Source organism: Nocardia sp. CA-084685, from assembly GCF_050955785.1.
In the GTDB taxonomy this organism is placed as follows: domain Bacteria; phylum Actinomycetota; class Actinomycetes; order Mycobacteriales; family Mycobacteriaceae; genus Nocardia.
The window spans coordinates 164,360-176,782 of sequence record NZ_CP192094.1 but is presented as its reverse complement, the minus strand read 5'-3'; the positions used below and the strand labels follow the sequence as shown (position 1 = coordinate 176,782).

The following is a 12,423-nucleotide window of genomic DNA, read 5'->3' as shown; positions in this document are numbered from 1 at the left end:
ACCGCGCCGATCAGGTCGCGGCACTCATTAGCAGGGGAAACATTGAGACATCAACTCATCGCGGCCGTCGTGACATTCGCCGGTGCTGTTCTGGCGTTCGCTCTCACTATCGGCCTCGCATCACCCGCCTCGGCCACACCGCAGGCACCGGCATCAGAACCGGTTGCTGTCGCGGTCGAACCGAATGCCCCCACACCGGCCGAGCCAATCGGGATTTGCATGATGCCGGGCGACACAATCGAACTGCGTGCCGGGATCGGCGCTGTGCTCGGCGCGCTAGCCGGACTCCCGATATTCATTATCGGCGCGATACCCGGCGCTCTGATCGGCGCCGGATTCGGCGCGCTGTCCCACATCATCGCGTCGTGGTCGATGCAGCAGATGGGCGGTTGCAATCCGTGATACCGGCGCGAGTCTGAAATGCCAAGACGCCCCGACCTGTTCGGGGCGTCTTGACGTTCGGGTTGGCTGCCTATATTTCGTAGGCCTCGATCGAGTCGATGGCAGGTCACCTGTAGTCGGCGTTGAAGATCGGGGAGTTGCCCTCGACCACGACACCCCATCGACGATTCGTCGCACCGCTCGACACGATATTGCTAGCGTCGGTCCACGTCAGGAGTGACGCGCCGTTGCGGTACAGGGTGAAAACATTGCCCACCCTGCGGAATTCGAATCAGATTCGTTGTCGCGATGTTGGTAGCCGTCATGACCTGTTGTGTCTGACCGGTCTGCCCGGTCGAGACTCCCGACGTCGGCGGTGCGGAGATCGCGCGGACGGTGCCGGTGGTGACGACCGCTAGCCACATGACTCCAGCACCCGAAAGTGTCTGCGATGGCGAGCACTAGGGCGGTGCAATGGTCGGTCGCGGTCTTGCCGACCGATGCGATGAGCTGCGCCTTCACGGCGTAGTTGTCGGTGGCGAACTTGCCGCCCCACCCTGCCACGACACCCCAGTTGCCCACACGCCCATCACCATCGACATCGTCTTCATCTGGGCGCGGTTGGTGGCGATCTTGGCCTGGCTGTTGCGGTCGACGCGCCAATCGGTGCTGCTCATCCGCGCAGTTGCGGCGACGAACCGACATCCACGGCCGCCGTGAAAGTTTCAGACCACCGGAGTTGTCGTCCTATCCGGCGACTAGCTTCTTCACAAGCGACCCCCGATGCATGGTTCGGATGAAAGGTCTCTGATGGAACCGAACGTGCGTGGTCCGCGTCTAACCTACTGAGACCAACACCGACCGACGACTGAGAGCATGTGCATGGCTGAAGGTTCATCAACCACCGGGTCGCCGTTTACGATTGTGCCCGACCATGTTTCGGATGCCGGACAGTATGTGCAGCGGACCGCGCAAACTCTCGTCAACGGTGTGCGCTCGGCCGACGCAGACGTGCAGGGGCTGATGACGAGTTGGAAAGGCACTGCGGCCACCGCCTATTCGATGGGCTGGGAGGAGACCCGCGACGGCGCCTTGCAGGTGCTCGAGGCCCTCAACACCATGGCTGAGCTGCTCGGTGTGGTAGGTGTCGAATACACCGGCACCGACACCACCAACGCCACCGGGCTGCGGCAGTCCTCACTGGATCTGCCGTAACTGATTCCGCGTAACCGAACAGGACTGTGGCACATGAGGTATCAGGTCGATCTCGACCACCTGGACGACGTGACCGCCGCCATCGGCGGACTGAACGATTTCCTGCGGGAATCCCTACGCGAGATCGATGAACGCATGGCCGTGATGCAACAGAGCTGGAACGGCCACGCCGCCGACAAGCAAGCCGAAGCGCATCGGGAATGGGCTGCTGCGGCGCAGGAGGTTCGGGCGGGAATCGAGGCCATGCAGGCCGCAGCCCGCACCGCGCACACCGCCTACAACGACGCGGTAACCGAGAACCTGCGCACTCTGGGGCGCGCGTGACCACAACCGTTCTCGATGTCGACACCAGCGTCTACTACGACGCCGGTAACAAGCTCGTCTCTCTGGCCGCCGACTGGTTCGCCTCAGTTGATTCGTTCTGGCCGACCCTCGACGAGTGCCACGCCATGACTGGGTCGTACGACGAGGCCAAGAAATGGGCCGAGACCTACGACACACGCGCCGAAGAGCTATTGGGCATGTCCAATGCCCTCGCCGAAGCGGTGCACGCCTACGGGTGCGTGTTGCTGGAAATCAGCTACAACCACGCCGTTGCCGAATACAACGCGACCGTCGGCACCGACACCCCGGTACCGGATAAACCGGCCATCCCCGGCCCCGTGGCATATCTCTGCCGGGTGCCGCTGCCGAGCGCCGGAGGACCCGGCCAGGGCCTGATCGATGGCGGTGTGAAACTGGCCGAAGCCATCGGGATCACCATCCCCGACGGCAATGTCGATCTACTCGCGCGCGCCGCCGACACCTGGACCAAGATTGCCGACGCCGAACCGGTGGCAAAAATGGCGGGCGAGTTGGAACGGGTCGCCTGGTCGTTCGAGGCGATTGTCAGCCCCGAATACGAACACATCGATGAAGATCTGCGCGCCCTGCGTGACGCCGCTCTGACCACCACCGCCGCGTTCTATGAACTGTCCGCCAGCGCGAAAGACCACCACGACGGTCTGGTCGAGCTGCGCGAAAACATGAAAAAGGTCCTCGAGGATCTGGGCGAAGAGCTGCTCAAAGAACTGCTCATCACCGTGGCAATCGCCATCGCGGCAAGCGTGGTGACCTTCGGTATCGGTGCAGCCGTGGCCAGCGCGCGTGTCGTGGCCATTGCCGCCCGATTCGCGCGCCCGATTCGCGCCCTCATCGATGCATTCAAGGCCAACCGGGCCATCGCAAAAGGGGTGAAATCCGAACAAACCCTTGCCAAACATGCCAAAGAACTGAAACGCATCAAGGATTTGAAGACCAAGGCGACGCCGAAGGTAGAGCCGAAGGTGGAGCCGAAAACGGCACCGACACAGTTCACCGGTGAGATGTCCAACGAGGAACGATGGATGCTGACCCGCGGCCCCAGTCGGGACCTGATTCGCGGGCTGCGTGAAGGAAAACTCACCGCCGATCAGCAGGCGGAAGCTCTCCGGATCAACGCCGCGTTGGACAAGCTACCCCCGTACCAAGGCACGGTGACCCGCCATATTGATCTGACGCCCGGGGAACTCGCCCGTTTCCAGCCCGAACAAGCGGGACCGGTGAACGGGTTCATGAACAGTTCCAGCCGCGGCGGTAACGAACTCATGACCAACACCACGAACACCGAATTCCAGATATTGAGCAAGAGTGGGCGGCAAGTCCACGACTACGGCGGGACTCTTGACGAAGTCATGTTTAAAACGGGAACCGAATTCTTCTGCGAGAGCAAAGTAACCGATCCGCAAACGGGTCGCACCATTATCACGCTGACCGAACGATAGGAGACACACCCGTGCCGGAACCGGACTCGGAAAAAGTCGGCCGCTTCACCTTCTACAGCCGCGAGGAATCGGAAGCGCGAGGCTTGATCCCTTCTGATGAAGAACGGGCGCACAATCGCGAGATACTCGCTGCATTCAACGAGAAACGCCGCAATGCCCCACCTGAACCCGCACGGTCCCCCTCACTCGGCCTGGGGGAACGCTGGGGGGTCGACAGCCTGATCGGCACCGAATTCGAGGGCTGGACCCGCGACGCGAACGGCCAGTGGTACGACAAGGACGGCCACCCCACCAGCCACGACCGCGACGCCAACCCCGGCAACTGAACCGAAATCAGCCCCGAGCACAGAACGGCGGGCCATTCGGCCCGCCGTTTTCGTCCTGACCAGGGCGACCGTGGCGCCGCCGTCAGGTGTTCGACCCCGAGCTGCGGTGTCGTCGACACCTCCCTCTAAGAACGTGTTTGAGAACGGCCTCGGTGGGCGCGTGACGCTCGAGATTTGAGTGAACTCCTGGTAGTGCAGTGATTGCTGAAGTCGCTGTGCCACCAGGAGTTCGTGTGTCATCTTCCCCGATCGCGTCGTGTTCGTCATGCCCGGTAAGCGGTCAGTCCAGCGGTCACCGGGTCGCGGTGTATCCGTCGTCGTCGATGACCGACGCGCAGTGGGAACAGTTGGAGGGCCTGCTCCCGCCGCCGGGCAACACTGGCGGCAAGGGAGGCAGACCAGAAAAGTGGTGCCGCCGAATGGTTTTGGACGCGATCTTCTATGTGGTGCGGGGCGGGATCGCGTGGCGGCAGCTGCCCGCGGAGTTCCCGCCGTACTCGACGGTGTACGCCGTCTACCGCCGCTGGGTACGGGCCGGGTCCTGGCAGCGGATCCACCACGCCCTGCGTGATCGGACCCGCGTGCGCGCGGGCCGGGCGCCGCAGCCCACGGCGGCGATCATCGACTCCCAATCGGTGCAGGGCGCCGACACCGTCCCCGCCCGCAGCCGCGGCTATGACGCGGGCAAGAAAACCAACGGGCGCAAACGCCACATCGCCGTCGACACCAACGGCCTGCTATTGGCCGTCGTGGTCACCGTGGCCTCGATCCAGGACCGCGACGCCGCCATCCGGCTGCTGGCCGCGCTGCGGGCGGGGTTCGCCACCATCACGATGGTGTGGGCCGATGCCGGGTACGCCGGTCGCCTGGTCCGGTGGGCGAAAACCGTTGCCCGCCTGACTGTCACAATCGTTAAACGCTGCGACGACATCGCCGGTTTCACGGTCCTGCCACGACGCTGGGTGGTGGAGCGCACCTATTCCTGGATCGTCAAGCACCGCCGCCTGGTCCGCGACTACGAGACTCGCCCCGACCACCACGAAGCCATGATCTACATCGCGATGATCTACACGATGTCCCGCCGCCTCGCCCGCAGCAAACCCACCGCAGCCGCGTGACCATCCGGTTCTCAAACACGTTCTAAGGCCGGTGGTGCTGGGCCACCCAGGCCGCCGACCCTGGCCGACATCGACCGACGCGTCGAGGCCGCCTGAGCCGACCGGATCCTCATGACGCCGACAAGCTCGCCGAACGGATCCGCCTCTACCGCAGCGCTCTGGTGAGGGTGCGCCGGCTGCCGGAGACCTTTTGGCCGATTGACATGCAACCATGGTTTCCGTGGACAGGCCTTTTCGTGAGATCCGTGGTGTATTCGATGCCGATACGATTACGCTGTACCAGGCGTACAGCCCGCAGATCGCCGTTCCTGCCGCGGCTTCTGGGCGGTTCCCAGGCGCGTTCAAGCGGGAGCGCATGACCTGGATCAAGCCATCATTTCTGTGGATGATGTACCGATCCGGCTGGGCCAGTAAGCCTGGGCAGGAGCATGTGCTGGCCGTCCGGATCTCGCGTTCGGGTTTCGAATGGGCACTTCGCCATTCGGCGTTCGCGCACTTCGACAGCGCTGTGCATCAGGACCATGCGCAGTGGAAGACTAGCTTGGCCGCTCCGGTTCGGATTCAGTGGGATCCCGAGCGTGACACCGCATTTCGTCCCTTACCGTTCCGATCACTGCAGGTGGGGCTTTCCGGTGAAGCGGTGAATCGCTACTGCGACGAGTGGATCGTCGTCGGGATCGATGACGTAACTGGACTCGCCCATGAGATCGGACGTGAGGTAGCCGCCGGGAGGCACGTTCTCGATCGCCTGCCCGTGGAAAAGCCGTACCCGATCCCACCTGACCTGCGCGAACTACTAGGAATGGGTACCGGAGTAGTCACACTCTGATCAGTGGCCGAGATCCTAATCGTCCTTGCGTGATGACGATTTGTAGCCATTCGCGACATGCTGCTCACCCATGTTGGACGACCGGCATGCGAACCCTTCCCTACGTTGCAGTATGAGATTTTTGCCTGCGCTCGAGCTGCGCTTCGGCTCCCTGCCGCACAATCTGACTGTCCGAGTCGCGCAGCCGGACTAAGGCTGCTTCTGCTTCCAGCCCAGGTGTGTCACCGAGCGCCCAAATTGCTTTGGTTGCGAGGGCCCTGTTGTCGTCGTAGTCGAGATAATCTGGAATCCAGACCGCAGCTTGGTACAACGCGTCGACCGCGGTTGGTGTCCGCAGCTGCCCGAGCAGCGAAACGACGTCTTCGTGCATGTGATGCCAGTCTGCGGCACTCAACTGTAGAAGCATGTCGAGGTAGTCCATCGTGATCCCGAACTCGTTGCCCACAATAAGGGCAAGTTCGACGCCGTCGGCATAACGACTTTCGATCGCTTCTTTCAGAAGCTTCAATCCGAGTTGCCGACCATCGCTAGCCCCGAAGTGCCGCAGCACTTCTTCGGGCGAGCCGACCCGAGTCGGATTTGCCGGGCTGTACACCAACCCCAGTATGACCTTCTCATCCTCTGGAGTCATCGTACTATCTCCCTCCACTTGACTATCGCGTCATTGAATATCTGCAATGCGGGACCCCGACCCAACCCGATATTGACGTGGCCCGGACCTTCACCCTTGAAGTGCGCCGCGAAGTCCGCCCATCCCTTTGATACCACAGGCATATCCGGATACACATCCCGGACGGCCTTCGCGCTGTTTCTGACACCGATTTCCGCTAATTCATCGATTGTTCCCGGACGAAGCTCGAATTCCACGAGTCGGCCAGCATAGGAGTCAGAAAACCCTTGAGTCGGCGAGATGAATGTTTCACTCGTCGGGGGCAATCGTCCGGTATTTTGTAATGCTTCAAAGTCAGACTCGCTCATAGATCTGTAATATTTGTGGTTGCATCCGTCGGGCACCAGGCCCAGAGGGTCCGCCCACACCGTCGGGTTGTGGGGATATGTGTTGGGATTCGGCGCCGGTGAAAGTCCAAGTGGGTCGTCGGTAAGGAATCTTCCCGTTCCGGGGTCATATGTGCGGTGGAGATTGTAGTGGAGGCCAGTTTCGGGATCGTAGAGCTGGCCAGGGAACCGCAGCGGCGTGGTGACCTGGCCGGACCATGCCGTCCGCCCCCAGAGATCGACAGTCGAGGTAGCTACCGTTGTAGCGCTATCGGGATCGATGATTTCGGTGGGCGTGCCGACGAGATCGGTGACTATGGCATAGAACTCGCGGTCGAAGGCGTCTTGGTCAGTGGCTTGGGTGATGGGGGTATGGGAATTCGGTTGGTATTGCCATCGAGTCGAGATCCCGTGGGCGCGCTGTTCGATGAGATGCGTGCCGTCCCAGGTGTAGTCGGTGCGTTCGAGGACGGTCCCGTCGTTGGTGAGATGTTGTTTGGTGGTTCGGCGACCGAGTGCGTCGTAGGTGTAGTGGCACCATTGGTGGTCTGGGGTCCAGACATCGGTGAGTTGGTCGAAAGAGTTGTATCGGTAGTGCCATATGTCGGCTTTGCGGGACAGCCGGGTGGTGGTCTTGCGGATGAGGCGGCCGGCCTCGTCGTAGTTGTAGCGGGTGCGGCCGTCTCGGATGAGCAAGTTGTTGCGGTATTCGCGGCGGCTGTCGGCCTCGGATTCGGGCTCAGGCGTATAGGAATCGTGCGGGTCGGCCACGGTCGCCGTCGTGCTGGTGGGCGGTCCTGATTGCAGCGCACTGGTGATGTTATTGAGTGAGTCGTAGGTGTACTGCTCGGCGATTGTGCTGTTGCGCGTGATCGATGTGGCGCGCCCGAGAGGGTCGAGGATGTAATCGCTCACCACGGAATTGGTGTCGGGGCGGGTGAGGGTGTGGTTAATGAGGTAGCCGTCGGGGCGGTAGGTGTATTCGTCGTGACGGAGTGTCCGCGGGCTGGACCGTGGTCCGATGTCGAGGTTCAGTGAGGTGGCGGGGTTGGCGATCACGTGCTGGCCGGTGACGCGGCCGATATCGGACAGCGTCCGGTCGATAGCGATTTCGCCGACGCGCCAACTCTCGAGGCGTCCGATCGAGTCGTAGTGGAAGACGAGTTTGTGTCCGTCGGCGCTAAGGCCGCGGACTTTTCCGGTGCCGTCGTAGTCCCAGCCGGTGGTTGCGCCGGCGGGGGTGGTGCGGCGGATGCGGCGGCTGTATTGGTCATGGTCGTGGCGCATCGCCGGTTGGTCGTCGAGTTGTTGTGAGGCGAGTTGGCCGGTGGCGGTGTAGGTGAATTCGAGTGTGTGGGTGGGGTCTTTGTTTGTTCCTGCGGTCGCGGTCAGGACCCGCCCGGCGAGGTCGTGGGTGTATCGAATCCAGTCGCCAGCGTCGGTGGTGACCGCGGTGAGGTGGCCGAGGATGTCGTGGGTGTGGTGGCGGGTGATGCCGGTGGCCGGTGTGATGGTGGTGGCTCGTCCCGCGGCGTCGTGGATGTATCGGGTGGTGGCGCCGGTGTAGTCGGTTTGGGTGATCAGGCGCCCGGCTGGGTCGTAGCCGTAGGTCCAGGCTTGGCCAAGGGGGTTGGTGACTTTGGTGAGACGACGTTGGCTGTCCCAGGTGTAGTGCGTTGTTGAGCCGTCGGGATCGGTGCGGGAATGTAGTAGATCGAAGGCGCCGTAGGTGAAGCGGGTGAGATTGCCTGCGCGGTCGGTATGCGTGAGAGGGTTGCCTTCGCCGTCGTGGGTCCACGACTCGGCGTAGGCGTCGGGGTCGACGCGGCGCAGTAGTTTTCCGTCCGCTGCCCACTCATAGTGGGTCCTGGCGCCCATAGGATCTGTAACTCGGACGGGACGGCCACAGCAGTCGCGATCGATGCACGTGGTTGCGCCGGTCTGGTCGACAATCTGGACAGGCAATCCGGCTGCATCGACTTCGATACGTGTCGAGGCGTTGTCGGCATTGCTGAGCTCGGCGATGGCACCGTTGGAGTGGTAGGTGTACTCGGTTCGGGCTCCCGCCGGATCAACAGAGGCGGAAAGGTCTCCGTTCTTGTTCCATTCCTGTTCTTGCACAGTGCCGTCGGCGTCAGTGACTCGGGTAGGACGGTTACGCCACATGTAGTCGATCTGCACGGTGTGGCCGTCGGGGCGAATGATTTCGGCGATGTCGCCTTCGCCGGTGTACCGATATTGGGTCACCGCGCCATCGGGTGCGACGACCTTTAGTGGCTTGCGGTCGGCGTTGTAGTCGATATGCGTACGGCCACCGGTGGGGTCGACGAGATCGCGCAGGCGGAAGTCGCGATCGAAGCCGTGGGTGGTGGTTGCGCCGAGGGAGTCGGTGACGGTGGTGAGACGACCAGTACCGTCGGGGAATTCGAGATAGTCGAAGTCGGTGTCCAGGATCCCGGCGGTGCCGCGCTGAAAGACGACGCGGCCGGATTCGTCGTAGGTGTTGACCATCTGGTTGCCGTTGGAATCGGTCCAAGACGTCAGCCGATGTTCGTCATCGTAGGTGTAGCTCGTGGTAGCGCCAACAGCGTTCACGACCGCCGACAGCTGGCCTGCCTCGTACCTGAATTCCCTTAGTTGAGTTCGGGCTTCGGCACCGTCGGGGCGGGCGTCTAGTACGGATAGCCCGGTGACGCGTCCCGCGGCAGTGTCGATGCGTACTCGGTATCCGCCCGAATGTGACACCTCAACCGGTGCGCCGTCGGTGTCATAGTGGAAGCGGATCCTGTTGCGGTGGCGGTCGGTGATCGCGGAGATGGCGTAGTTGCCCAGGCGGGACTCGATGCCATCGAGGGTCGGTTCGGGTGCGAAATGCCATAGTATTTCCCGCTGTTGATCCCAGATGCGGTAGCCGCCGACCTCGGTGCGGGTCAGTGTCCACGCCTGTCCACCGGTCACCGGTTCGGTGGCGACGCCGACCTCTGTGTGCGGGTAGGCCAGCATGATGCCGTCCTCGCCGAGGAAGGTGACGCCTTCGTGCTCGACGACCAGACGCATATCCAGGGTGGTCGACCACGATGGGCCGAACCAGCGGCCGTAGCGGTAGTTCGAGCGATGCGTGCGCCGCAGCGTCAGAGCGAGGACACCAGGGAGGTCGACATCGGTTTCGGGGAGCAGAAATTCACCGGTCGCGATATCGACCGGATCCTCGGAACACGTTTTGTCGCCTTCAACGCGGTCGTGGTCCGCACCGTTCTCACGCGCCGTATCGCCAGCACCTTGATCGGCCTCGGCTCGCTCCTGCGGTGTCGGGTGCTCCTGCGGCGAATCATGATGGGTCGGTTGATTTTCCGGGGAGGGATTGTCGTGTCCATTGGGATTCGTGCCGTCCCCGTCTGGGTGGGAGGGTTCTGTCCCGTCATGGGTTTGACGCGGACCGCCGCCACCATGATCTGTTGAGGTGTCAGGTGAATCGGTGTGAGCCAACGGGCTCGAGTCGGGATCAGGGTGGTGGCCGGGCGTCTCGTGGCTCGGGTTCGGTCCTGACGACACCTCCGCATCCGGTCGAACCGCCGCGGTATCAGCGGGCTGCTGGTGGGGGGTTTGGGGCGTGTCACCGGGATGCTCACCGCTGGGGTGCGAATCAGATGTCGCCGGTTCGGGGTGCGCCTGCTGCGGCGCATCCGGCTGAGTGTGCCCCGGTATGGCGTTGTCGGGCGCTGCTGAGCCGGAGTCCGGGGTATGCGTGAGGGTTTCCGGTTGCGCGTTGGTCGATCCCGGTTGCGTTGGCGATTCGGTTGTCGCGTGTGGTTGAGTGCCAGGCTCGCTGGTGCTCGGGTGGGTTCCGGTCGGCGTGCCCGGCTCGCTCCCGGTCGAGGTTGGTGACGGCGCTTCGGTAGTCGGGTGTGTGCCCGTTGGTGCACCCGGTTCGTGCGGAGTCGACGAAGGGGTATGAGGCGTGGAGCTCGGGGCATGTGGCGTTGTGTGCGGTGCATGCTCTGCCGCGCTGGCCACAGTGTGAGTCGCTTTGCTGACCTTCGAGACGTCACCGATCTTGTCCAGCACAGACAGCGCAGGTTTGGCCGCGCCCGCACCACCGGTGCCGACCGTGGTGATCAGATCACCCGTCAAAGAACCCAGGAACTCCGACGGGTTCTTACGCGCACCGGACAGGATCGAGGACACCGTCGCCCCGGGATCGGCCGCCGCGACCACCAGCCCAGTGCCCAGATCCGACATCCCCGAGAAGTATTCAGCCGGATGGGTCAGGTTGTAGGCGTCCATCGGGCTGACCTGACGCACGAACTGCACGATCCCGGTGAAACTGGTCAGCAACCCGGAGGTGAAGTTCAGCTTCGCCTGATCCAATGCCCCCGACAGGTCCGAGAGATTGTCGGTCCAGCGTTCGGTGAACGGCGGCTCGGTCGGGGCGGCCTCGGTCGCCGCTGCCAACGCCGCCGCGACCGAGGCTGCTGCGTTGTCCCGCTGGGATCGTGCGCCGCGCAGGATGTCACGGGCCTCGTTGCGGATCGCAGTCCATGTGTCGGTCAGAGGCGTCTTGCGTTTCTGCTCATCCGACAGGGCGTTCCACTGGTTCTTCTTGGTGGTTTCCTCGGTATCGGCCGCTTCCATCTCGCGATCGCATCAGCGGCTTTGGTTTGCGCGGCGGTCACCTCGTGGTACCAACCGTCGAGCACACCCGATGCCTTGTGCATCGCGTCGGCGCCCTCCCACCACAGCTTCGGCTGTTTGGCGAACTCGGTGTGGAACTCCTCAGCCGCCGACCCAGTCCAGTCCGCGGTGTCGACCGTGCGCAGCGCGTCGCCGGTTTTGCCGATCGAATCGCCCATCTTCTGCAATGCTTCGACAGCGTCGTGGATCGCTGAGGGTTCGCCCCGGATCAGTTCTTTCGGGTCGGTGGTTTGTCCGAGTTCGCGTTCCTTGATCTCACCACCGGCGAGATCGGCGATCTTGTCACCGAGGTCGTCGAGGTTCTCCGCGACCCCGTCGGCACCGATCTTGCTCGCCAGCCCCGCTGCCGCGTCCAAACCAGCGTCGGCGAGCTCACCGGCCTTCTGGGTGACCGATTCGACGCCGTGCTCGACCGCGTCACCGACCTTGTTGACGAAATCACCGAGACCACTCACTATTCGCCCCCACCTTGGCCATTCATGATCTCCGACGCCCGCTCGGCAGCACCGGTATTCCAATGCCGCGGGATCCCAGGTATCGGACCGTTGTTGCCCAACGCATCCGGGCCCACCGCCTCGATCACCTTGATGTTCGTGCCGATATGAGTGAAGGCGTTCTGGAACGATTCGGCGCTGTAGTCGGTGTGGCGGACTTGGTTGAACTGATTGTCGGCCAACGTATCTCCCCACGACCGAGCATCGATCTCTTCCTTCGACAGATGCGGGTTGCCCGTGAGCTGCGTGAACATCTCCTTGAAGGTGTTCGAGAACTTCTCATCCATGATGTGATAGCGCCCCGCCGCCAACCCCAGCGTCTTCGCGATCTCGTTGCCCGCCTGCACCAGCGACCTGACGCCCCATGACCAGCGCTCGGTGAAGGTCTCGAAAGCGCTCTGCACCGACGCCTTACCCGCCTCCATCGGCGACAGGGTCAACAACGAGAACCCCCGCCCCATCGCCCCGGTCTCGCCTATACCCAGATCCGACAGCTCACTGATGACCCCGGTGATCCCGTCCGCCGCCTGCTGCAGCACCGCGGGATCCACATTCAACTGCTCTCCCACC

The 12,423-nt window shown here is 62.9% G+C and carries 12 protein-coding genes and 1 pseudogene; 7 read left to right on the top strand and 6 right to left on the bottom strand.

Annotated features, from left to right (window positions below):
• Nucleotides 1-219 precede the first annotated feature (219 nt).
• Nucleotides 220-402: a hypothetical protein gene (locus tag ACQP2U_RS00820; protein WP_397036526.1), complete on the top strand. Its 183-nt coding sequence runs from the start codon at nucleotides 220-222 to the stop codon at nucleotides 400-402.
• Nucleotides 403-508: 106 nt separating this feature from the next.
• Here ACQP2U_RS00820 and ACQP2U_RS00815 read toward each other — a convergent pair whose 3' ends face one another.
• Together ACQP2U_RS00815 and ACQP2U_RS00810 are read right to left on the bottom strand one after the other, a co-directional pair.
• Nucleotides 509-658, bottom strand: coding sequence for a DUF7257 domain-containing protein (locus ACQP2U_RS00815; protein WP_433712896.1), 150 nt, complete (start codon nucleotides 656-658; stop codon nucleotides 509-511).
• A 241-nt stretch (nucleotides 659-899) separates the two neighbouring features.
• Nucleotides 900-1,058, bottom strand: a complete 159-nt coding sequence (locus ACQP2U_RS00810) for a hypothetical protein (RefSeq protein WP_433712895.1) — start codon at nucleotides 1,056-1,058, stop codon at nucleotides 900-902.
• A gap of 247 nt (nucleotides 1,059-1,305) precedes the next feature.
• Here ACQP2U_RS00810 and ACQP2U_RS00805 point away from each other — a divergent pair, with 247 nt between their 5' ends.
• The 6 genes from ACQP2U_RS00805 (at nucleotide 1,306) to ACQP2U_RS00780 (ending at nucleotide 5,671) form a co-directional block, all read left to right on the top strand.
• Nucleotides 1,306-1,596, top strand: coding sequence for a WXG100 family type VII secretion target (locus tag ACQP2U_RS00805; protein WP_433712894.1), 291 nt, complete (start codon nucleotides 1,306-1,308; stop codon nucleotides 1,594-1,596).
• A gap of 33 nt (nucleotides 1,597-1,629) precedes the next feature.
• A complete protein-coding gene (locus tag ACQP2U_RS00800) occupies nucleotides 1,630-1,920 on the top strand; it encodes a WXG100 family type VII secretion target (protein WP_433712893.1) in 291 nt (96 codons plus the stop codon).
• Nucleotides 1,917-3,398, top strand: coding sequence for an ADP-ribosyltransferase (locus tag ACQP2U_RS00795; RefSeq protein WP_433712892.1), 1,482 nt, complete (start codon nucleotides 1,917-1,919; stop codon nucleotides 3,396-3,398). The genes ACQP2U_RS00800 and ACQP2U_RS00795 overlap by 4 nt, the downstream gene beginning before the upstream one ends.
• Nucleotides 3,399-3,409: 11 nt before the next feature.
• Entirely contained in the window at nucleotides 3,410-3,724 is a 315-nt protein-coding gene (locus tag ACQP2U_RS00790; protein WP_433712891.1) for a hypothetical protein, read from the top strand.
• Between the two features lie 323 nt (nucleotides 3,725-4,047).
• Nucleotides 4,048-4,842, top strand: coding sequence for an IS5 family transposase (locus ACQP2U_RS00785; RefSeq protein ID WP_433716794.1), 795 nt, complete (start codon nucleotides 4,048-4,050; stop codon nucleotides 4,840-4,842).
• 220 nt (nucleotides 4,843-5,062) lie between these two features.
• Nucleotides 5,063-5,671 (top strand): DUF4291 domain-containing protein, encoded by a 609-nt coding sequence (locus tag ACQP2U_RS00780; protein ID WP_433712890.1) that lies wholly within the window; start codon nucleotides 5,063-5,065, stop codon nucleotides 5,669-5,671.
• Nucleotides 5,672-5,771: 100 nt separating this feature from the next.
• Here ACQP2U_RS00780 and ACQP2U_RS00775 read toward each other — a convergent pair whose 3' ends face one another.
• The 4 genes and pseudogenes from ACQP2U_RS00775 to ACQP2U_RS00760 form a co-directional block, all read right to left on the bottom strand.
• Nucleotides 5,772-6,302: a hypothetical protein gene (locus ACQP2U_RS00775; RefSeq protein ID WP_433712889.1), complete on the bottom strand. Its 531-nt coding sequence runs from the start codon at nucleotides 6,300-6,302 to the stop codon at nucleotides 5,772-5,774.
• Nucleotides 6,299-8,833: an RHS repeat-associated core domain-containing protein gene (locus ACQP2U_RS00770; protein ID WP_433716793.1), complete on the bottom strand. Its 2,535-nt coding sequence runs from the start codon at nucleotides 8,831-8,833 to the stop codon at nucleotides 6,299-6,301. Before ACQP2U_RS00770 ends, ACQP2U_RS00775 begins: the two co-directional genes overlap by 4 nt.
• Before the next feature lie 843 nt (nucleotides 8,834-9,676).
• Nucleotides 9,677-11,814, bottom strand: a pseudogene (locus tag ACQP2U_RS00765) (putative T7SS-secreted protein); the annotation flags it as partial.
• Nucleotides 11,814-12,422 (bottom strand): type VII secretion target, encoded by a 609-nt coding sequence (locus ACQP2U_RS00760; RefSeq protein WP_433712888.1) that lies wholly within the window; start codon nucleotides 12,420-12,422, stop codon nucleotides 11,814-11,816. The gene ACQP2U_RS00760 and the pseudogene ACQP2U_RS00765, both read right to left, overlap by 1 nt.
• Nucleotide 12,423: the final 1 nt, after the last annotated feature.

Coding starts and splice junctions, on each gene's coding strand:
- ACQP2U_RS00785 (WP_433716794.1), top strand. CDS start 4,048: ATGACCGACGCGCAGTGGGAACAGTTGGAGGGCCTGCTCCCGCCGCCG.
- ACQP2U_RS00820 (WP_397036526.1), top strand. CDS start 220: ATGATGCCGGGCGACACAATCGAACTGCGTGCCGGGATCGGCGCTGTG.
- ACQP2U_RS00800 (WP_433712893.1), top strand. CDS start 1,630: ATGAGGTATCAGGTCGATCTCGACCACCTGGACGACGTGACCGCCGCC.
- ACQP2U_RS00770 (WP_433716793.1), bottom strand. CDS start 8,833: ATGTGGCGTAACCGTCCTACCCGAGTCACTGACGCCGACGGCACTGTG.
- ACQP2U_RS00810 (WP_433712895.1), bottom strand. CDS start 1,058: ATGAGCAGCACCGATTGGCGCGTCGACCGCAACAGCCAGGCCAAGATC.
- ACQP2U_RS00775 (WP_433712889.1), bottom strand. CDS start 6,302: ATGACTCCAGAGGATGAGAAGGTCATACTGGGGTTGGTGTACAGCCCG.